Genomic DNA, 19,433 nt, shown 5'->3' with positions numbered 1-19,433 from the left:
AGAAGCAAAACAATGGCGCCACTTTAGCCTCCCTACCCTAGCAATACTTCCAGCTCATGATGTTGCTCAGCATGCTTGGCGGCATTTTCGTTTTTCAGTTTTTCTAGATTGATAAGCTTCCAGCGTACGGCAGGCAGAGCCGCCGCCCGTGGGCGATCAATGGCATCAAAATCGGGTGAACCGTCATGCAGGCTCAGTAGGAATCGCTTGGTGTTCTCATCGAAGCGAGAATGAATATCTGCAATCAATCGCTTGCGTGTATTCAAGAGTTCTTCAAGGCTAACGGCGGTTCTGGTCATTCCCTCAAATTCTTGGATCCAAGGCTTATCAAGGTCGATTAGGTTCGGATTCAGCAGCCCATGCGAGCCAGAATACGAGTGGCACCAACGATACCGCCTTCAATGGCCCTCGCAATGCGATCCATCGCGTTGCTGATCTCGGAAAGGCTATCGATTCGATCTTTCACCGGCAGGTAGGTCAAGTCTATATCGACCGACAAACGCGGAAGATCACGATAGAACAGGTTTATCGCCGTGCCGCCCTTGAGCGCGAATACATCTTCCTTGGCGACATGCGGGAGAATACGCACAAGGAGTGCGACCTGTGCTTCATATGTTTCACGTGCCATCGTTGGTCTCCGCCCTTACAAACGCTTCAGGCACCATGATGCGATAGCGTGGATGTATCTTCCCCCCTTTTACCAGTGCACGGTCGCCGCTCCCAAGATTGAATGCTGTTGGATCAAGGCGCTTGCGCCAGGGGTGGTCGTGGCGATCGGCAAAGACAAAGAACAGCCGCTTTACCTTGATCTTCTTACAACTCTGCAGCAGAGCTGACAGTAGTTTCGGGCGCAGCGTTGTCAGGCTCTCAAATAGCATATCGAGATTGTGAAAACTTTCATGGTCGGGCAGCTCGTCCATAGCTTCCATGATCGCCCTTTCGGGTGCCGACATTTTAAGCGTCCAGTCCCATGGCAGCGTGTCTTCGTCGTTGATGTTGTCCTTGGCTAACCCAAGCGATGAGTCGGTGAACAGCGAGGTGCTACGGGTTTCGACGGTTGCGTTTAGTGGCAGCTTGCTGAGCCAGTTGGGTGTGGCGTCGCCATATACCCAGACAGGCGCATTGCTGCCCAGACGCAGATAGTGATCGTAGCCCTGCTGGGCAAACGCCGTTGTACCGCCGACATGGATGTCATAGCGCATTATATGCTGCATGGAGAGCAGGCAGGTTTTCCAATCGATGGTGGCCGACGTTGTTGCATGAGGCGCGGGGCGTCGGAAGACGCCGCGGTGTTAACGCGTTCCAGCCAACCGCTATCGACGTATTTGCGAGTAAGGAAACGGCTGACACCGCAGCGTTCAAGCCATGCGGTATCGACCATGAACCCTGAAGGTAAGGCTTCAAGCACTTTCTTTAGCTTTTCTTCTTTAAGAGTACTCATGGTTCACAAATTAGAACTTAACTAAAGGGCTAACCATGCGCTCTTTAAAAAAATTAAATATGGTGTACTTTGAGTTAACAAAATATCTGATTCTTAAATATTTTAGATATTTTGTGTTTTCTTAACGGGAAGTAAGTGCAACGCCCCCACCACCACCGAGCCCACCAAAAAGCCAATCACCGCAGAGCACAGCGTATTGAAGCTCCAGCCCAGCGTACCGCCCAAGGCACCGGTTGCCTCGCTAATGCCCTGTTCGATATGGTGTACCCAAGCATAGGGTGCGTTGAACCAACCCGTGCCATCGGCCCCCAGATTGGCCATCAGGATATGCCCACCCACCCAGAGCATGGCGACGGTGCCCACGACCGAGATGGTCGCTAGCACCTTGGGCATGGCCGTCACCAGACCACGGCCCAGGGTCTGAACTCCCGAACTCTCCCGCTGGGCGAGCTTCAGGCCGATATCATCCATCCTAATCAACAGTGCGACCACGCCATACACCAGAAGTGTGATGAAAAACGCGACCACCACCAGGCTCGCCAGCTGTGACCAGAACCCTTGATGGGAGACAGTAGCCAGCGCGATCACCATGATTTCAGCAGACAGAATCAGGTCGGTACGAATGGCACCACTCACGATCTTTTTCTCGGCTTCCGGCCCCTTCTCTACCGCCGGTTTGTCGTCGTCATGTTTGCCGGAAAGCTTATGCCAAACCTTCTCCGCGCCTTCAAAGGCCAGGTAGGTGCCGCCCACCATCAGGATGATCGGCAATAGCGCGGGCAAAAAGTGATTCAGCAGCAGCGCCACCGGCAGGATAAAAATCAGCTTGTTGCGGATAGACCCCAGCGCGATCTGCTTCACAATCGCCAGTTCACGCTCCGCTGCCACCCCCTGCAGATATTGCGGCGTCACCGCCGTATCATCGACCACCACCCCAGCCGCCTTCGCCGTCGCACGCCCAGCGGCGGCACTCACATCGTCCAATGATGCTGCGGTCAACTTCGCCAATGCGGCAATGTCATCCAGTAATCCTATCAAGCCGCCTATGGCCATGGGTGACTCCTCCGTGAATAACAGTTGCAGATAGTAAAGCACATAGCGGCTGGGGCGGATGCCCTCTTTTGCACCAAGTGCAGTGTTGTTTCAGTCTCCTTCTCAATTAACTGCCGCCCGCTGAGTTTGCTCAAAAGCGGCATCAGGTGGAGGATATTATTGGGTCGGAGGGAAGCTCAGTAAGCACATATTAAATACTCGCCAAGCGCTCATCCTGTATGGCCCTCAAAGTTTTACCGCTCGCATCTTTCCAGGCAATCCGACCGTTTGAAGCGCCACCGACCAACACACCCGCCGCGGTTGATGGCGACGAAAAACGAAAATCTTGGGTGAAGACCAGCTTTCCATCTAGCGGCGCCAATACGCCCCGTTCTTGCAGAAGCTGGCGCTGTTCGCGCATATAATCGTGAATAGAAACCATCTCTTCGGCGCGAGCCTGGGAGCCTTTTAACACCACAAAGCCATCCGCGACTTCTCTACCGGTACCTTCGGCCCCACGTTCGTTGAGATAAAGCGTAACCGGCGGCTCGACTTGCTCTGAAGATGACGCAGCGGCTTGGCTGCTAGCTGCTTCAAACGCATCAATGCCCAACAGCGGAAAAATCACCAGCATTTCAGCTAAAAACCACTCGGCATCGGCACGGTCGGCTTCAGAAAGTGGGGGCGGCGCAGGAAAGGTCCCGTTATCTAGCGCCCACTGATTAGCGGTCTTCGCCAGAGCCAGTAAACCTGCTTCCAGGTAACGCACGTTGGCTTTGTTCAAGCCTTCGTTGGTGCTGGTAAACGCCACCACCCGCGTCCAAAACTCCTTACCCGATACATGCTGCTTGATACGATCTCCCAGCGCATCGGCTTCGCCTACGTAAAGCTTGGAAACACCATCTTCCGTTTGCCCGGTGAGCACATACACGCCGGGTTGTGCCATTTCGCCTCGCATCAGCGCACGCTCAAGCTGGGAGCGGTTAGCCACCACCGCCCTGCCCGTCCAGTTGGATTTCTCGACTAAGCGCAAGCCTTCAGGCGTGCCATCAGCGAGAAAGATACGAATGGAGGTTGGGCGGGCTTGAGTAGGTGTCATGCGATCTCCAAATTAATAAAGAATTTAGCCTGATGGAGATCGCATTTGCCCTTGGGCTGACCTCACACTTAGAACAGATTGTTACCCAACCCCGGCTTTGGAAGAGCATTTTTGATGCTTTGGTAAAAAGACGCCTTAAACGTTGGATCTTGATGAAGTTTATACAGCTCCATCTCCTCTTTGCGCCGTTTTAACATCACTTCCCTCATGATCTGCTCAAAGGCGAGATCACGGGAGTAAGGGTCGGGGTTTTCGTTAAACTTCTCTTCAAAGTCCGGATGTGCCTGAACACTTTCAAGAATATTCAAGAACTTCACACGCTGCTCCTCTGGCGTTGCCCCCCAACCTTGAAACCAACGCTCATTAAAGCTGCGAATGATTTCCTCCAGCGGATCTTTTTGAACTTCGTCTTCCCGGTATCCGCGTGGATTAGGGTTTTGAGGATCTAGCGTTGCTTCCTCAGCATCCAGCGCAATCGAGTGATTTAGCCTAGTGCGCCCTAACCCGTATGACGATAGGTCGACTGACTCAAGAAGCTCATCAAGCTCATCCTGATTTGGGTCTTTGATCTTCAGCTTCGGGATAAGAAACTTCAGGAGCCAGAACAGCTGCTCCCAAGCCAGCACCTCGAAGGGCATAATCGACGCCATCTGCCCGTAGATCTTTACAAACTGCTTGGCCTTGATTTTGTAATCAATCTTCTCGGAACCTTCGAGCTCCAGGCTGTTATTAAAACGTTCAGCCGCCGTATCAATGAGCGGACTTAACTGCTGCGCATCTTCTTGATCAAAGAAGCGTTTACAAAAATCCTCAACCTCAGCCCATTCATAGACGCCCTCATCATCAAGGCTCTCTTTCAGCTCATGCAGCACATTGACGTCGGTCGCCTGCGATAGCGTGGTAACGGTAAAGAAAGGGTCGAAAGCGGTCTTGATATCTTCGGTCGAGTTGAAGAAATCGAGCACGAACAGATCCTCAGTGCGCTTGTTCAACTTCGGCGCGGAGCGGTTCAAGCGGGATAGCGCCTGTACGGCAAGAACGAATTGCAGCTTTTTGTCGATATACATGGCGCAGAGCTTCGGCTGGTCGAAACCCGTCAGGTATTTGTTCGCCACCACAAGCAGACGATATTCGTCCTTGTCGAACGCCTTCCGAGTTTTGTCTTCCGGAAAGCCGTTCATCTCCGCTTCCGTATATTTGATCCCATCAACCTCCTTCTCTCCCGAGAAGGCGATAAGCGCTTTGAATGGGTTACCACGCTTTTCCAATTCGGTCTGGACGGCTTTGTAGTAGCGAATGGCCATCTCGATATTCTGCGTGATGATCATTCCCTTACCCTTTCCCCGCAGCTTCTTCTTGTTCACCACGTTATCGACGAAGTCCTCGACCATGACTTCAGCCTTGATGTTGATCGTCTGTTGGCTGCGCTCAACATAAGCACGCAGCTGCTTCTGCGCCTTGGCGGTGTCGAACTGGGGATTGCCTTCGATAGACTTCTGTATCTCGTAATAACCTTTGTAGGTGGTGTAGTTAGCCAGCACATCAAGGATAAAGCCCTCCTCGATGGCCTGCTTCATACTGTAGAGGTGGAAAGGTTTAAAGCTGCCATCCGGCTGCGCCTCACCGAACATTTCCAGCGTACTGTTTTTGGGTGTGGCCGTGAACGCAAAGTAGGAAGCGTTGCTACGCTGCTTACGTCCCTGTATGGACTTGAGAATCTTGTCCTGATTATCCTCTTCCTCCTCTTCTGCACTTCCGCCCATGGCTTTATTCATATTGCCTTGAGCGTGACTGGTTTGCCCGCTATGAGCCTCATCGATAATCACGGCAAAACGCTTGTCGCTTAGATCTTCAATACCGTCGATGATGAAGGGGAACTTCTGAATCGTCGTGATGATGATCTTCTTACCGTTCTCCAGCGCTGCCTTGAGATCCGCCGAACGCATCGCCGGGGCGACGATGTTTTTCACTTCGGAAAAATCACGGATGTTATCGCGCAGCTGCTTATCCAGCAGGCGACGGTCGGTCACCACAATCACGCTATCAAATAGCGGTGCATCAAGCGCTTTTGCGCCAGGCAAGTCCAGCTGCTTGGGATAACTTTCAATCAGTTGATAGGCCGCCCAGGTAATGCTATTCGACTTGCCCGAGCCCGCAGAGTGCTGGATAAGATACCTGTGCCCAACGCCATGCGTTGCGGTGTGATTCAGAAGTTTGCGCACCACATCTAGCTGTTGATAACGCGGGAAGATAAGAGCCTTCTTTGCCAGCGGATCGCTGCTTTTGCCTTCCAGTAGAACAAAATGCTGAATAATGCCAGCGAGGCTTTTAGGCTGGAAGACCTCTTCCCACAAGTAAGCGGTCTTATGGCCGTTGGGGTTGAGCGGATTGCCTGCACCCTCGTTATGGCCCTTATTGAAAGGCAGAAAGTAGGTCGAATCACCGGACAGCTTAGTTGCCATCCAGGCTTCATCTGTATCGGCTGTCATGTGTACCAGCACGCGACCGAACTGCATTAGTGGCTGGCTGGCATCCCGGTCACGATACTGTTTCTGCCCATGATAACGGGCCGTCTGGTTCGTCCAGGCGTTTTTCAATTCCAGCGTGGCGATAGGCAGTCCGTTAACGAACAGCACCATATCCACGGATTCGTTCGGGTTCGACAGCGAGTGGTGAACCTGACGGGTCACGCTCCAGATATTGGCGGCGAAGTTATCGTGAACCTTGGGCGAGGAGCTAGCCAGCGGCGCGGGATACATCAGCGTGAAGTGTTCATCCTCAACCGGCAGGCCCTTTTTTAACAGATGCAATATGCCCTTGCGCTTCACCAGCTTATCGAACTGCCCGAGGATTTTAGCTTGCCAGTCAGCGGGGTTGCGGGTTTGCAGCTTTTCAAGCGCTTTGCCTTGGGTCGCCTCCAGAAACGCCCAGAACTTGACGGTATCCAGCGCCAGCGCGGGGTCAAAGTCGGCAGTATGGCCAATGCGGTAAGCGCCTACGCCATAGGCCACGGCTTCCGTTATACCCTGCGCCTGCGCTTCCGTGGTGGTACCAGCCAAGTGTTTTTCGATGGCCTGTTCCAGCGCGATTTCCTTGGTGTTGCTGACCGCATAGCTCATCACTGCTCCTTAAATCACTTTGATCTTGCCCGTTACCGCTGAATTGATCAGGCTGGTTTTGTATTCTTTGAGCGTGGTGATCTGGTCTTGTTTGATTGAAATAGCTTTGTCGATTTTCTCGGCTTCGACTTCGACATGTGTAACGATCGAATCCTGCTCATCACGGTTAGGAAACGCTATGGGCATTCCTAAGAACATGTGCGGATATAGCCGCAGGCGTGACGAATGTAGCCCTGTCGAAATTTTATTGTATTGCTCAATAAAAGGAGTGGTGCGCAACAGCCATTCCAGAAAACGCCGGTTGAAAGCCCCTTTCTGCAATGAGCGATAAACGCCGTAAGACGGACTAATAATTCCTCTCAGGTCTGACACTCCCAAGGCTCCCATCCACGCCCACATTGTATTGATAACGATATCGCCTGGTCGGCAGAGTTTGGAGCCGGTGTAGTCTTCAGCCAAAAACATATTGACGTTCTTTTCAGACCGAGGCGTCACTCCGCTGGTATGCGAGACTGAAAGAAGCTCTTCATTGCCACTTTCAGACCGCTCATTTACTTCTCGAAAAAGATACTTTCCACGCCGAACCTCCCAATGCGCAGGAATCTCCCCAATCCAGTCGATGCCGCTGTTCTTCATGGGAACATCAGGATTCAGACCACGGGTGACGGCCTCCTGAATCAGGATCTGCCTGCGCTCGCGCAAGAGTTTGATCTGCTCCTCCTTGATCCGCACCGCCTCGTCGATCTTGGCGCATTTTCCATCCAGAAATGCCGCGATAGCGCGTTGTTCGGGGAGTGGGGGAAATGGAAAGCGCTGGTTGCCAATCACTTCAGTAGAGATGCCTGGTTGAGCTGCAGATTGGGATAACTGGTTGAAATCCGCACAACGTATGGCTTCTCCGAGCCAGATTGTTTCAAGTGATTTCTTGGGCGATACAACTATGGCGTGCTCCGTCGCAAAAAAGTCATCATGCGCATAGTTCACATTCCCACATAACGCGCCTTGTCTTCCAATCAACACAAAGTTCCCGGTGTGTGTTTTTCTATCCGTAAAACCTCGGAATCCGTTTCCTCCGTAAACAGGAAAACCATCGCTTGTGAATTGCTCGGCTGTAATCGTGTCTCCGCTTTTCAGGCCTGCCATGGACTTCAACGGCATAATGTCCCAATGCTTAGGTATTTCAGGGGACCATTTGATACTCGTATGTTTGTAACTCTCATACTTAGGATAAGCCGCGACGTTCATTCCACCGACTCCAACTTCGTCGCTACTTCGACTCCAAGTATATCCGCAATCAATCCGTCAGCTTTTTTCTCAAGCGCCAGAATATCCTGCGTCACTTCTTCCAGACTACGCAGCGGCTTGTGGCGGTAGAAATATTTATTAAAGCTGATCTCGTAGCCGATTTTGACTGAGTCAAGATTGATCCAGGCCTCCTCTACGTGAGGCTTTACCTCCGCCAGGAAGTAACGGTGGATGCTGTCTTTTAGTGGCACACTTTCCGCATCGCGCAGGTCGGTTGCGCTCTCATAGGTCAGATAGCTGCCATCGGGCTGCCGGTAGTAACCAAAATCTGCCAGTTGTGCCACGGTACATTCAAAGCGTTCAGCAATATCTGTCACGCCCTCTTCTGAAAGCGGATAGCGTTTGGCAATCACCTTCTCCGCTTTTTCGTCGTACCAGCTCACGGCGTTAAGAATGGCGTTTTTCTCGGCTGCCGAGACCTTCATCTTGCGAGCCTTGATCGCTTTGCTGACATCGTCACGGAAGGCGTTGAAGTCGGCGGTTTCCTCGGTGCCGATATCATCCATAAGCTGGTTAGCGATGTTCACCAGGTCGCGTAATTTCGCCCAGTATTTCGTATCAATGAGCTTGCCGCGCTGCTTGGCGTTCAGGGTAATGCCCTGCTCCTCGCACCAGGCGGTGATGGCCTTGGCTTCACCCTTCAGAAAGCCCGTTTCGTAGACTTTCTCTCCGTGTTCCGCCCAGAGCCACTCCATCGGTTCACGCAGGCTCTTATCAAAACGTAGCGGCGCGATGCGCTCAATACTGAAACCAGCGCGGCGACGGTCGGGGCGTTCGATGATGACTTTGTGATAGCCGAAATCTTCGTTATCGAAGACCTGAGCAGCGATGCCTAGCGGGTCATTGTTAGCATCAACCTCACGCTCAATGGGCGCAAAATTCAGGTAGGCATTGGTAATCTGCTGGACGTGTTCGTCTGAGAACTCACAGTTCTTATCACCCAGGTTCTTGCGCAGCTTGCGGTAGAGCAGATTGGCGTCGATCAGTTGAACACGACCTTTGCGTGCCTCGGGTTTGGCGTTGGTCAACAGCCAGATGTAGGTGGTGATGCCAGTGTTGTAAAAGAGGTTATTCGGCAGCTGGATGATGGTATCCAGCATATCGTTTTCAATGATGTAGCGGCGGATATTGGATTCACCGCTACCCGCATCCCCAGTAAACAGGCTGGAGCCGTTGTGAACACTGGCAATGCGTGAGCCAAGCGGGCTGGTGCCCGCAGGCTTCATCTTGTTAACCATCTCCATCAGGAACAGAAGCTGGCCATCCGAAGAGCGCGGAGTGGCGTCTACGGTCTCTTTATTGCCCCAATAATCGGCCAGTTCGACCTGAAAGCGAGGATCGATGACGTCTTTGCCATCTTTGATATATTTGACCTCGCTGTTCCAGCTTTTCCCATAAGGCGGGTTGGAGAGCATGAAGTCGAAGCGATGGGCCGAAAACTCATCGGTGGAGAGCGTGGAACCGACGCGGATGTTTTCAGGGTTGTTGCCCTTGATCATCATGTCCGATTTGCAGATCGCGTAGGTCTCGTCATTGATCTCCTTACCGTAGAGATAGACATCACCTTTCGCCTGGATCTGCCCTTCAGTGTCTTTGATATAGTTCTGCGCTTCAGTCAGCATGCCGCCCGACCCACAGGCAGGGTCGTAGATCGTCATGACAGGTGGGAGCTGACCTTTGATCGGGTCGAACATGAGGTGGGTCATAAGGTGAATAACCTCGCGCGGGGTAAAGTGCTCCCCCGCTTCCTCATTGTTCTCCTCGTTGAACTTACGGATCAACTCTTCAAACACATAGCCCATGCCAAGGTTCGACAAACCCGGCAAGACGTTGCCTTCAGGGTCTTCTGCATCATGAGGTGTTAGGTTGATCCGGGGCGAGACAAAATTCTCGATGACGTCCAGCAGCACTTGCTTGTTCGCCATGAGGCGCATCTGATCAAAAAGTTTAAAGCGGGTGATAATCTCTTTGACGTTGTCGCTGAAACCATCGAGGTAGTCCTCAATGTTCGCTAGCAAGATTTGTTGGTTGTTGGTCGCGGTGCTATGCAGCTTTTTTAGCGTCCACTGGCTGATGTTGTAAAAAACATAGCCGGACGCCGCTTCTAGCGGATCATCATCAAATTCTAGCGCGTCTTGGTCTTCCTTCTGATAACGAACTTCTTCGAGCACAGCTTCCTTAGTGGGCTCTAGAAGCGTATCCAAACGGCGCAACACCACCATGGGCAGAATGACATCACGGTACTTGCCGCGGACATAAACGTCGCGCAGGCAGTCGTCGGCAATTTTCCAAATAAAAGAGACAAGGCTGTTATGGGAAGAATAGTTCATTAAATCATTACAACCTATTGTTTATTAAAAAATTTAAAGAGTAGCCAGTGCAATATTTAAGATATGACATCTTAACATGGGGGCAGCGCTTCGTTAGGCAAATACACCCATTGGCAGGCTTTACATCAAACACAGGCGAATCAAAGGAACCCAACACGTCGAAATGCGTTCTATGAGCGTTGACTGCACCTCCTGACCACCTTTTTAACCACCTATAAGGCTAGGTAACAGGCACGACATACCGGCAAGGTTACTGCTATAATAATAACTATTGATTTGCCTAGGAGCGTTGTCATGGTTCGTAAGGCCCCAACTGATAAAGTCACTGTTTCCCGCGAGCGTATTTTGCGTGCAGTCGCCAGCTCAAGCGCGATAGAAACAGGTGAGCGCACGGCAGTGGTAGAGAAACGTCTCAAGTCTCGTTCGCGTCGTTTTGCTAAATTGACCCTGGCTTTTTGAGACTGTACGCAGACTTTCTAACCCTTCTTATTGCGTCTCCAAAACATCTCGAACCAAGCGTTCAATAAACTGATAGCCACCATCTCGCCCGGCCTGAATCGCTTTAAAATAGTAGTCTTTATGCTCATTCCATAGGGTGTAATCCAGCGGTTGAGCACCCGCTTTGACAGCCATCACATCCAGCAGCAAACGTGATATTCGTCCGTTGCCCTCTCGGAAAGGGTGAATCAGTATGAACTCAACATGCATTTCGGCAAGAAAGGCCACCAGTTGCTCGTCGCCCATCTTCGGTAGCTCTGCAAAACGTGAGAGATACTGCTCCTCGAACTCTTTTGTCAGCCTTGCGATTTGTATAGGTGATGCAAACCGAATATTTGGTTTGGACATATCAACGGTTCGATACTCACCCGCCCAAAGATACACATTGCCCAGCCAGGCTCTGTGCCACTGACAAATTGACTGGAAAGTAAGCGTTTCCGGTAAGGCGTCAAGAACATGCATATAGAGAGCGTCAAGCAGCTCCGTTTCTGCAATATTCATCTCTGTTGGGTCAGTGATTTCTACGAGATTTCCCAGCACCCTATTTTCCGAGCCGGGTTGGTATTCGCCTTCGCTACCTGAAACAACATAGCGACTCATAAGGCTGACCTAACCCGCCGCCTCTTTGTATATCGCATGCCTCAGCTCCCCACGATGCCGTTTGTTCTCAATTTGCTCGCCATGCAATTCACAATGAGCATACTCACAAAATACAAAAGGCCGCTCGATACGTCGAGCGGCCTTGATGAGTCTAGCCAATCATCACACTAAGTGGAGACGATCACTCCCACTCAATAGTAGCAGGCGGCTTGCTAGAAACATCATAAGTCACCCGCGAAACCCCTTCCAACTCATTGATAATCCGGTTGGAAACCTTCTCCAACAGCTCATAGGGCAGGTGCGCCCAGCGGGCGGTCATGAAGTCGATGGTTTCTACCGCGCGTAGCGCGATGACCCATTCGTAGCGGCGGCCGTCGCCGACTACGCCTACGGATTTCACCGGCAGGAACACGGCGAAGGCTTGGCTGGTTTTTTCGTACCAGCCGGAGGCGCGTAACTCTTCGATGAAGATGGCATCAGCGTCGCGGAGGATGTCGGCGTACTCTTTCTTCACTTCGCCCAGAATACGCACGCCCAGGCCAGGGCCGGGGAATGGGTGGCGGTAGACCATGTCGTAAGGCAAGCCGAGTTCCAGGCCGAGTTTGCGCACTTCGTCTTTAAACAGTTCGCGCAGCGGCTCGACCAGCTTGAGCTTCATGGTTTCCGGCAGGCCACCTACGTTATGGTGGGATTTGATCACGTGCGCTTTGCCAGTTTTAGAGGCAGCGGATTCGATCACGTCCGGGTAGATCGTGCCTTGGGCGAGGAAATCGACACCGTCGATCTTGCTGGCTTCTTCATCAAATACGTCGATAAAGGTGTTGCCGATGATTTTGCGCTTCAGCTCCGGGTCGCTTTCGCCCTTCAGCTTGCCGAGGAACAGGTCTTCGGCGTCTACGCGAATCACCTTCACGCCCATGTGCTTGGCGAAGGTTTCCATTACCTGGTCGCCTTCCGCTTTACGCAGCAGGCCGTTGTCGACGAACACGCAGGTCAGCTGGGTGCCAATTGCTTTGTGCAGCAATGCGGCAACCACAGAAGAATCCACGCCGCCGGAGAGACCCAGCAGTACGTGGCGGTCGCCCACTTGCTCGCGCACGCGCTGAACCTGGTCTTCGATGATCTGTGCAGGCGTCCACAGTTTTTCGGCTTTACAGATATCCAGCACGAAGTGCTCAAGAATGCGCTGGCCTTGCAGGGTGTGAGTCACTTCCGGGTGGAACTGAACACCGTAGAACTGCTTCTCTTCCCAGGCCATGGCGGCAATTGGGCAGCTCGGCGTGGAAGCGGTCACAGTGAACTCGGCGGGCGCTTCGGCCACCTTGTCGCCGTGGCTCATCCATACGTCCAGCAGGGTTTTGCCGCTTTTAGCGTCTACGTGGTCTTTGATGTCTTTGAACAGCGCGTTATTTTCGTCGATTTGAATCTGCGCGTAGCCAAACTCGCGCTGGTTGGAGCCTTCTACCTTACCGCCCAGCTGCTCGGCCATGGTCTGCATGCCGTAGCAGATACCAAACACCGGCAGGCCCATTTCAAACACGCACTGGGGAGCGCGCGGGGAGTCCAATTCGGTGACGGATTCCGGGCCACCGGCCATGATGATGCCGTTGGGGTTATATTCACGAATCTCTTCTTCGGTGATATCAAACGCGCGGACTTCGGAAAACACACCGATCTCGCGCACCCGGCGGGCAATTAGCTGGGTGTACTGCGAGCCGAAGTCGAGAATCAGAATCTTATGGGCGTGAATGTCACTCATGGCGGGGTCTCAGTTGAGCGGTGTGGGTGCCGCTGGTAAGGCCAAAAAAGCAAGCGGCGAGCTGTGCCCGCCGCCGTTTTTAACTAAAAGCGCTGGTTAGCTCACCCGGTAGTTGGGAGCTTCTTTGGTGATCTGCACGTTGTGTACGTGGGATTCATTAAAGCCAGCGCCAGTGATCTGTACAAACTCCGGCTTGGTGCGCATTTCCTGAATATCGCGGCAGCCGGTGTAGCCCATGGAGGCGCGCAGCCCGCCCATTAGCTGGTGGACGATGGCGCCCATCATGCCTTTATAGGGAACGCGGCCTTCAATGCCTTCCGGCACCAGCTTCTCGGCGCCTTCACTTTTATCCTGGAAGTAGCGGTCGGCGCTGCCCTGGTTCTCAGACATAGCGCCCATGGAGCCCATGCCGCGGTAAGCTTTGTAAGTACGGCCCTGGTAAAGCTCTACTTCGCCCGGTGCTTCTTCGGTACCGGCCAGCAGGCCACCGACCATCACGGCACTCGCGCCTGCGGCAATGGCTTTTGAAAGGTCGCCGGAGAAGCGAATACCGCCGTCGGCAATCAGCGGAATATCAAACTCTTTGAGTGCTTCGGCCACGTTGGAAACCGCGGTAATTTGCGGCACGCCAACGCCTGTGACGATGCGCGTGGTGCAGATTGAACCCGGGCCAATACCCACTTTTACGGCATCGGCACCCGCTTCGGCTAGCGCTCGGGCGGCGGCGGCGGTGGCGATGTTGCCGCCAATCACCTGAATCTGTGGGAAGTGTTCTTTGATCCAGCGAACGCGGTCGATAACACCTTTAGAGTGGCCGTGGGCGGTATCGACAATGATCACGTCTACGCCTGCTTCAGCCAGCGCCGCGACGCGGTCCGGGGTTTCCGGGCCGGTGCCGACCGCTGCGCCAACTAGCAAACGGCCGTCACTGTCTTTGGCGGCCATGGGGTAGGTGCGGGCTTTTTCGATATCCTGAAAGGTCACCAGGCCGCGCAGGTGGAACTCGTCATCGACGATCAGCATTTTCTCAATGCGGTGTTCGCGCATTTTGGCTTTGCTGGTTTCGAGGTCGGTGCCTTCCTTGACGGTAATCAGCCGATCGCGGGGGGTCATGATGTCCGAGACGCTGTCGCCGTGATTAGGCTGAAAGCGCATGTCACGCTCGGTCACAATGCCCACCAGGGTTTCGCCTTCCACCACGGGGAACCCGGAGAAGCCGTTTTCACGCGCCATGGTGAGCAGGTCTTCGAGCTTGGCCTTGGGGCTAACGGTGACCGGGTCTTTGACAATCACGCTTTCGTGCTTTTTGACCTTGCGCACCTCAGCGGCTTGCTGGGTCATGGCCATGCTTTTATGGATGATGCCGATGCCGCCTTCCTGAGCCATCGCAATCGCTAGACGCGCTTCGGTAACGGTGTCCATCGCGGCAGAAAGTAGCGGAATGTTGAGCGAAATATTGCGGGTCAAGCGGGTTTTGAGGCTGACATCCTTGGGTAAGACATCGGAGAAGCCGGGAACGAGGAGTACGTCATCGAACGTTAGTGCTTCTTGGGCCATACGTAGCATAGCGGCAACACCCTGATTGAGAGGAAGTGGGGCGTGAAAGGTTAATCCCCTATTATAGCGTTTTGAGGGCCTTTCCAGCAATGCAGTCACGCTGTTGTGCTTATACCAAATGCTAATGACGTATGCTGGTAGGCTGTTAGTGGGTTATTTTTTATTTAAAGGGGGCCTTTTGTCTCAACAGATTATTGTCTACACCGATTACGTTTGCCCCTTCTGCCTACTAGCCGAAGAGGCCATTGTTCAGGCAACCGAGGGTATGGATGTGGAAATCCGCTGGCGGCCCTTCGAGCTGCGCCCTGCCCCGGTGCCCACACTGAAGGTGGAAGACCCTTACTTGCCTAAAATATGGCAGGATTCGGTCTACCCCATGGCTAAAAAGCTCGGTGTGCCCATCAAGCTACCCAATATCTCGCCGCAGCCACGTACCGACAAAGCCTTTGAAGTGTTCGCCATGGCCGAAGAGCAAGGCCTGGGCCACGCCTACTCAATGGCGGCCTTAAAAGCGTTTTTCCAGCAAGAGCGCGATATCGGCGATCCGGAAGAGCTGGCGGATATTGGTGAGTCGGTGGGCCTTGAACGCCAGGCGGTTCTTGATGCCTTGGCCGAAGGCCGCTACCGCGAGCAGCATCAAGCGGCGCTGCGCCACGCGATGGAAGAGGCACGCATTCAGTCGGTGCCTACCTTGGTCATCGATGGCGAAGTGATTCAGGGCGTACCCGACCCCGCCGCCCTCAAACGTTTTCTGATCGAGCGCGGTTAATTCTATGGCCTCCCCCACTCCCCAGGCACTCTCCGTCAGCCAACTCAACCAGCGCGCCAAGCAAACCCTTGAGCGCGATGTGGGCGAGGTGTGGGTGGAGGGCGAGCTCTCTAACGTTTCGCGTCCGGCATCAGGGCATGTTTATTTCACGTTGAAGGATGACCGGGCGCAGATCCGTTGTGCGCTGTTTCGTCAGCGGGCGCGGTTTGTCTCGGCGCCAATGCGCGACGGCGATCAGGTCAAGCTGCGCGGGCGGGTGTCGCTGTTTGAGCCGCGGGGCGACTATCAACTGATTGCCGAGGCCGTTCAGGCCGCGGGCCTGGGTGAACTGCTGGCCGCTTTTGAGCGTTTAAAAGCCCAACTGGAAGGCGAAGGAGTGTTTGCCAACGCCCGGCCGCTACCCTTCCCGCCCCGCAAGCTGCTGATTTTAAGCTCGGCCACCGGGGCGGCTATTCGCGATGTGCTGGCGGTGCTGGAAGCGCGCTGGCCGCTGGCGGACGTCACGCTGATTCCGGTACCGGTGCAAGGCGCCGAAGCGGCGCCTGCGATGATCTCGGCGCTGGCATTGCTTAACCGTCAGGCGCGGCTAGACCCAGAGCGGGACGTGATTTTGATCACCCGCGGCGGCGGCAGCCTGGAAGACCTGTGGGCGTTTAATAATGAGCACCTAGCGCGGGCGATTTTCCACTCCCGGCTGCCGGTCATGTCAGCAGTAGGCCACGAAGTGGATATCACCCTAGCGGATTTCGCCGCCGATATGCGCGCCCCCACTCCATCGGCGGCCGCTGAACGTTTGGTGCCGGACCAGAACACCTTCAAGCGTCAACTTGATCATCAACACAGCCGCCTGCAGCGGGCAATGCAAGCGCGCCTGGAGCGCGATAGCCAGCGGCTGGATACCCTGCGCGCCAAACTGCGCCACCCCGGCGAACAGCTCAACCGCCAGCGCCAGCACTTAACCGCTCTCAATCAGCGTTTGAATCGCGCTATACAACAAGCGCTCGGCCAGCAAAAAGCCCAGGTAGCGCAACTAAGCAGGCGCTTGGCCAGCCAGGACATGACCCGGTTGCACAGCGCGGAAAGCGAACGCGTGAGCCAGTTACAACGCCGTTTGGGGAGTGCGATGCAGCGCCAGTTGGAGAGCCGACAGGCCCGCTTAAAAGCGGCAGCGCGGGAATTAAACGCGGTCAGTCCGTTGGCAGTTCTAGGCCGGGGCTATGCGATTGCCCAGGATGAGCAGGGTCAGGTCATTCGCCGCGCGGAAGATACCCAGCCCGGCCAGAAGCTGAAACTGAAGCTGGGTAAAGGCAGGCTAAGCGTGGAAGTTAAGCGACGTCTAAAGTCCGGGGGTTAAAGTCCGGGGTTAAAGACCGGGGGTTAAAGACAGAAGTAAAATGGCCGATACCTTATAACAATAAGGAGAGGGTACCGCCATGAAGATTGGATTTTCGTCATTGACGCTGATTAATCAGCGCCAAGATAAGCCGCAGTTTTTGATCTCTACCCGTGTCGCCCCCCAAAAGAGCGAGCCTGCTGAAGACGACCCGTTCACAAAGCGGCTTAAAAAGCAGCAGGAAGCGTTGGAGAGCTTGGCGTCGCTACCGACGCCAAAGGAAGCCTCCCAGCAGCAGGCCACTGATAAAGTGGGCTTCCTGCGCCAGCGGCTTGAAATGCTGAAAGCCATGATGGCCTTTGCCTCCCCTGAACAGCTTAAAAACATGGCCAAGGAGCTCAAGAGCATCGCCCGTGAGCTTGCCGGTGCAGCTAAGCTACTGAACAATCAAGGTGGCGGTGGTGCAGGCATGACCGCTATCCCGTCCGTGGTTGCAACGACAGCAGCTCAACCGGCCGTGACTCAAACCAGCGGAGCTGATTCAGCCGCGGCTCAGGCAGGCGGCGACGAGAACGCCCAGCCAACGGTGTCGAGTGACGCGCAGCAAGCCGAAGCCAGTGCACAAACAGCCAAAGATGATGCTGAGAAAAGTACTGAGGAAAGTACTGAAGAAAGCACTGAGGAAAAAGCTGAGCAAGAAGCCGAAAAATCAGCAGGCGATGAAGGCGATCAAGCCACTGAGCTCGGCTTATTACCCAGCCTGCCCAACCTCATCCAGAATGAAGACAACCGCTCAACATCCAATGGACCCAGCGCTAGTGAACACATACTACGCGGCGTGCTGACGGATGCTCAGAAAGAGCTGCGCGAAGTCGTTAACGCACTCAAGGTTAGGCTGAACGAAGAGGATAAAGAAGCCCGCCGTGAGCTGAAGAAAGCTGAAGGCGTCATGGACAAGACGGATCAAGCGGTTGCAGCATCAACCTCAGACGCCCTCTACTCCTCATTAGGGCAGTTGCTGCCTACCTCGCTAGGTGATGTTTCCGTAGCCACGCCCTCTATCAACATAGAGGTTTAGCGTTAAATGAAAAAAGGCGCTACTCATCAGTAACGCCTTGACCGTTTAGCGCCGGGCTAAACAGTGTTTCTCAACGCTTGTTTTTATCGTCTTTGTGCGACTTTTTAGGGTCATCGGATTTGGGATTGACGTGGTGGGTATCCGGCATTGGATTCCCTTCATGAAAATGATCGTCCCGATCTTTTTGAGGTTTCTTATCGTGTTCAGAAGGTTGAGTCATCGTTTCATCCTTGTCTTGGTGGTCTTAGCTTCTCCAATCCCTTGGCGCAACGGCCACAGGGCTCCCTGAAGTGGGTAGAAAAAGTAGTCAATGCATTAACTTCTAGACCCAAATAATTGTAGCTCCTCTCTTTCAACTTGCAATTTATGCCCATGGGCCTTGGCGATACATTTAAAATAAAAACCTTTCATAAACAATAAATTAAAATCAAACAAACCATATATTAGCAATGCCGATAATACTCATAGCTTGCCACTATCACTTGCATTTTTTACCTGCCGCTTTGTTGCTAAGCGCTCGCAGCGTGGTTTGCCGTTGTTACTACCTTGTTCTACGTTAATGATGGTTTATAGCAGTGCGTTAGCAAAGGAGTGACCGCACATGAGCGATCAACAGCAACCTCCCCAGCATCAAGACAAGCAGCCGGGCGATGAACACGCCATGCGCCCGGAACCCGAGTACATTCGCGACAGCTACCGCGGCGCTGAAAAGCTGCTTGATAAAGTCGCGATTATCACCGGCGGCGACAGTGGGATTGGCCGTGCAGTGGCGGTGCACTACGCTCGCGAAGGCGCTGACAGCGCAATCGTGCACTTGCAAGAAGATGAAGATGCCAAAGAAACCAAGCGGCTAGTGGAAGCCGAAGGGCGCCGCTGCTTAGTGTTGAAAGGCGATGTGGCTGACCCGGCTTTTTGTCGCGAGATTGTTAAGCAAACCCTCGACCACTTTGGCAAGATCAATATTGTCATTAACAACGCCGCTGAACAGTACGACTGGGACGACATCACCGAGATCCCCGACGACCAGCTACAGCGCACCTTCCAGACCAATATTTTTAGCCACTTTTATCTCACCAAAGCGGCCGTTAAGCATCTCAGTAAGGGCGATACAATTATTGCCACCTCCTCGATCAATGCCTTTAAAGGCAACAACACCTTGATCGACTACTCTGCGACCAAAGGCGCCATTCAGGGCTTGGTACGCTCGTTGGCCATGTCGCTGATGGATCAAGGTATTCGCGTTAACGCCGTGGCGCCAGGGCCAATATGGACACCGCTGATTCCCGCCAGTTTTGAAGACGAGAAGGTGGCCTCGTTCGGCAACCAAGTTCCCATGAAACGCGCCGGTCAGCCCAGCGAAATAGCGCCTGCGTATGTTTACCTCGCCTGCGAGGAATCGTCCTACATGAGCGGCCAAACACTGCACTTAAACGGCGGCGTTATCCTGAATACGTAAGTTAATCAACAAGATGAACTCACCGGCATGAGTGTGTGATTAATTTTTATTCACCAC

At 53.6% G+C, this 19,433-nt stretch carries 17 protein-coding genes and 1 pseudogene; 5 read left to right on the top strand and 13 right to left on the bottom strand.

Annotated elements, in window-relative coordinates; translation table 11 throughout:
• Positions 1 to 32 precede the first annotated feature (32 nt).
• From RZA33_RS11080 to RZA33_RS11040, 9 genes and pseudogenes are all read right to left on the bottom strand, one after another.
• Positions 33 to 299: a hypothetical protein gene (locus RZA33_RS11080; protein WP_317507773.1), complete on the bottom strand. Its 267-nt coding sequence runs from the start codon at positions 297 to 299 to the stop codon at positions 33 to 35.
• Positions 300 to 400: 101 nt separating this feature from the next.
• A pseudogene (locus RZA33_RS11075) lies at positions 401 to 628 on the bottom strand (nucleotidyl transferase AbiEii/AbiGii toxin family protein); the annotation flags it as partial.
• Positions 618 to 1,241, bottom strand: a complete 624-nt coding sequence (locus tag RZA33_RS11070) for a type IV toxin-antitoxin system AbiEi family antitoxin domain-containing protein (RefSeq protein WP_317507848.1) — start codon at positions 1,239 to 1,241, stop codon at positions 618 to 620. The pseudogene RZA33_RS11075 and the gene RZA33_RS11070, both read right to left, overlap by 11 nt.
• The gene (locus RZA33_RS11065) at positions 1,202 to 1,381 is read right to left on the bottom strand and encodes an AbiEi antitoxin N-terminal domain-containing protein (RefSeq protein WP_317507847.1); all 180 of its coding nucleotides are present in this window, start codon (positions 1,379 to 1,381) and stop codon (positions 1,202 to 1,204) included. The genes RZA33_RS11070 and RZA33_RS11065 overlap by 40 nt, the downstream gene beginning before the upstream one ends.
• Positions 1,382 to 1,543: 162 nt before the next feature.
• A complete protein-coding gene (locus RZA33_RS11060) occupies positions 1,544 to 2,494 on the bottom strand; it encodes a DUF808 domain-containing protein (RefSeq protein ID WP_317507771.1) in 951 nt (316 codons plus the stop codon).
• A gap of 190 nt (positions 2,495 to 2,684) precedes the next feature.
• Positions 2,685 to 3,572 (bottom strand): GIY-YIG nuclease family protein, encoded by an 888-nt coding sequence (locus tag RZA33_RS11055; RefSeq protein WP_317507770.1) that lies wholly within the window; start codon positions 3,570 to 3,572, stop codon positions 2,685 to 2,687.
• A gap of 68 nt (positions 3,573 to 3,640) precedes the next feature.
• Positions 3,641 to 6,691 carry a type I restriction endonuclease subunit R gene (locus tag RZA33_RS11050; protein ID WP_317507769.1) on the bottom strand — a complete coding sequence of 1,017 codons (3,051 nt, stop codon included), beginning with the start codon at positions 6,689 to 6,691 and terminating at the stop codon, positions 3,641 to 3,643.
• Positions 6,692 to 6,700: 9 nt separating this feature from the next.
• Entirely contained in the window at positions 6,701 to 7,936 is a 1,236-nt protein-coding gene (locus RZA33_RS11045) for a restriction endonuclease subunit S (RefSeq protein WP_317507768.1), read from the bottom strand.
• Entirely contained in the window at positions 7,933 to 10,326 is a 2,394-nt protein-coding gene (locus tag RZA33_RS11040; protein WP_317507767.1) for a class I SAM-dependent DNA methyltransferase, read from the bottom strand. The genes RZA33_RS11045 and RZA33_RS11040 overlap by 4 nt, the downstream gene beginning before the upstream one ends.
• A 294-nt stretch (positions 10,327 to 10,620) precedes the next feature.
• Between RZA33_RS11040 and RZA33_RS11035 the strand changes: the two genes are divergently transcribed.
• Positions 10,621 to 10,785 carry a hypothetical protein gene (locus RZA33_RS11035; protein WP_317507766.1) on the top strand — a complete coding sequence of 55 codons (165 nt, stop codon included), beginning with the start codon at positions 10,621 to 10,623 and terminating at the stop codon, positions 10,783 to 10,785.
• Between the two features lie 27 nt (positions 10,786 to 10,812).
• On the opposite strand, the gene RZA33_RS11030 is transcribed toward RZA33_RS11035, so the two are convergent.
• The 3 genes from RZA33_RS11030 to guaB all read right to left on the bottom strand — a co-directional run bounded on the left by RZA33_RS11030 (position 10,813) and on the right by guaB (position 14,749).
• Positions 10,813 to 11,424 carry a Fic/DOC family protein gene (locus RZA33_RS11030; RefSeq protein WP_317507765.1) on the bottom strand — a complete coding sequence of 204 codons (612 nt, stop codon included), beginning with the start codon at positions 11,422 to 11,424 and terminating at the stop codon, positions 10,813 to 10,815.
• Positions 11,425 to 11,605: 181 nt separating this feature from the next.
• Positions 11,606 to 13,183 (bottom strand): glutamine-hydrolyzing GMP synthase, encoded by a 1,578-nt coding sequence (gene guaA, locus RZA33_RS11025; protein ID WP_317507764.1) that lies wholly within the window; start codon positions 13,181 to 13,183, stop codon positions 11,606 to 11,608.
• A 96-nt stretch (positions 13,184 to 13,279) separates the two neighbouring features.
• Complete coding sequence (gene guaB, locus RZA33_RS11020; RefSeq protein ID WP_317507763.1) at positions 13,280 to 14,749, bottom strand: IMP dehydrogenase; 1,470 nt, start codon at positions 14,747 to 14,749, stop codon at positions 13,280 to 13,282.
• Between the two features lie 169 nt (positions 14,750 to 14,918).
• Here guaB and RZA33_RS11015 point away from each other — a divergent pair, with 169 nt between their 5' ends.
• The 3 genes from RZA33_RS11015 (at position 14,919) to RZA33_RS11005 (ending at position 17,920) form a co-directional block, all read left to right on the top strand.
• On the top strand, positions 14,919 to 15,509 hold the full coding sequence (locus tag RZA33_RS11015) for a DsbA family oxidoreductase (RefSeq protein ID WP_317507762.1): 591 nt from the start codon (positions 14,919 to 14,921) through the stop codon (positions 15,507 to 15,509).
• A 4-nt stretch (positions 15,510 to 15,513) separates the two neighbouring features.
• The gene (gene xseA / locus RZA33_RS11010; RefSeq protein ID WP_317507761.1) at positions 15,514 to 16,863 is read left to right on the top strand and encodes an exodeoxyribonuclease VII large subunit; all 1,350 of its coding nucleotides are present in this window, start codon (positions 15,514 to 15,516) and stop codon (positions 16,861 to 16,863) included.
• Between the two features lie 79 nt (positions 16,864 to 16,942).
• A complete protein-coding gene (locus tag RZA33_RS11005; protein ID WP_317507760.1) occupies positions 16,943 to 17,920 on the top strand; it encodes a hypothetical protein in 978 nt (325 codons plus the stop codon).
• A gap of 70 nt (positions 17,921 to 17,990) precedes the next feature.
• On the opposite strand, the gene RZA33_RS11000 is transcribed toward RZA33_RS11005, so the two are convergent.
• Positions 17,991 to 18,140 carry a hypothetical protein gene (locus RZA33_RS11000; RefSeq protein WP_317507759.1) on the bottom strand — a complete coding sequence of 50 codons (150 nt, stop codon included), beginning with the start codon at positions 18,138 to 18,140 and terminating at the stop codon, positions 17,991 to 17,993.
• Positions 18,141 to 18,521: 381 nt separating this feature from the next.
• Between RZA33_RS11000 and RZA33_RS10995 the strand changes: the two genes are divergently transcribed.
• Positions 18,522 to 19,376, top strand: coding sequence for an SDR family oxidoreductase (locus RZA33_RS10995; protein WP_317507758.1), 855 nt, complete (start codon positions 18,522 to 18,524; stop codon positions 19,374 to 19,376).
• Positions 19,377 to 19,433 lie beyond the last annotated feature (57 nt).

Source organism: Halovibrio sp. HP20-59, from assembly GCF_033052795.2.
Taxonomy (GTDB): Bacteria; Pseudomonadota; Gammaproteobacteria; order Pseudomonadales; family Halomonadaceae; genus Vreelandella.
The sequence above is the reverse complement of the archived record's forward strand: the minus strand, read 5'-3'. Positions and strand labels throughout refer to the sequence as shown.

Bases quoted from the DNA above. Each gene is read 5' to 3' on its own strand.
- RZA33_RS11080 (WP_317507773.1), bottom strand. From the start codon at position 299: ATGACCAGAACCGCCGTTAGCCTTGAAGAACTCTTGAATACACGCAAG.
- RZA33_RS11050 (WP_317507769.1), bottom strand. From the start codon at position 6,691: ATGAGCTATGCGGTCAGCAACACCAAGGAAATCGCGCTGGAACAGGCC.
- RZA33_RS11065 (WP_317507847.1), bottom strand. From the start codon at position 1,381: ATGGTCGATACCGCATGGCTTGAACGCTGCGGTGTCAGCCGTTTCCTT.
- guaA (WP_317507764.1), bottom strand. From the start codon at position 13,183: ATGAGTGACATTCACGCCCATAAGATTCTGATTCTCGACTTCGGCTCG.
- RZA33_RS11045 (WP_317507768.1), bottom strand. From the start codon at position 7,936: ATGAACGTCGCGGCTTATCCTAAGTATGAGAGTTACAAACATACGAGT.
- RZA33_RS10995 (WP_317507758.1), top strand. From the start codon at position 18,522: ATGAGCGATCAACAGCAACCTCCCCAGCATCAAGACAAGCAGCCGGGC.
- RZA33_RS11000 (WP_317507759.1), bottom strand. From the start codon at position 18,140: ATGACTCAACCTTCTGAACACGATAAGAAACCTCAAAAAGATCGGGAC.
- RZA33_RS11040 (WP_317507767.1), bottom strand. From the start codon at position 10,326: ATGAACTATTCTTCCCATAACAGCCTTGTCTCTTTTATTTGGAAAATT.
- RZA33_RS11055 (WP_317507770.1), bottom strand. From the start codon at position 3,572: ATGACACCTACTCAAGCCCGCCCAACCTCCATTCGTATCTTTCTCGCT.
- RZA33_RS11030 (WP_317507765.1), bottom strand. From the start codon at position 11,424: ATGAGTCGCTATGTTGTTTCAGGTAGCGAAGGCGAATACCAACCCGGC.
- guaB (WP_317507763.1), bottom strand. From the start codon at position 14,749: ATGCTACGTATGGCCCAAGAAGCACTAACGTTCGATGACGTACTCCTC.
- RZA33_RS11005 (WP_317507760.1), top strand. From the start codon at position 16,943: ATGAAGATTGGATTTTCGTCATTGACGCTGATTAATCAGCGCCAAGAT.
- RZA33_RS11060 (WP_317507771.1), bottom strand. From the start codon at position 2,494: ATGGCCATAGGCGGCTTGATAGGATTACTGGATGACATTGCCGCATTG.
- xseA (WP_317507761.1), top strand. From the start codon at position 15,514: ATGGCCTCCCCCACTCCCCAGGCACTCTCCGTCAGCCAACTCAACCAG.
- RZA33_RS11035 (WP_317507766.1), top strand. From the start codon at position 10,621: ATGGTTCGTAAGGCCCCAACTGATAAAGTCACTGTTTCCCGCGAGCGT.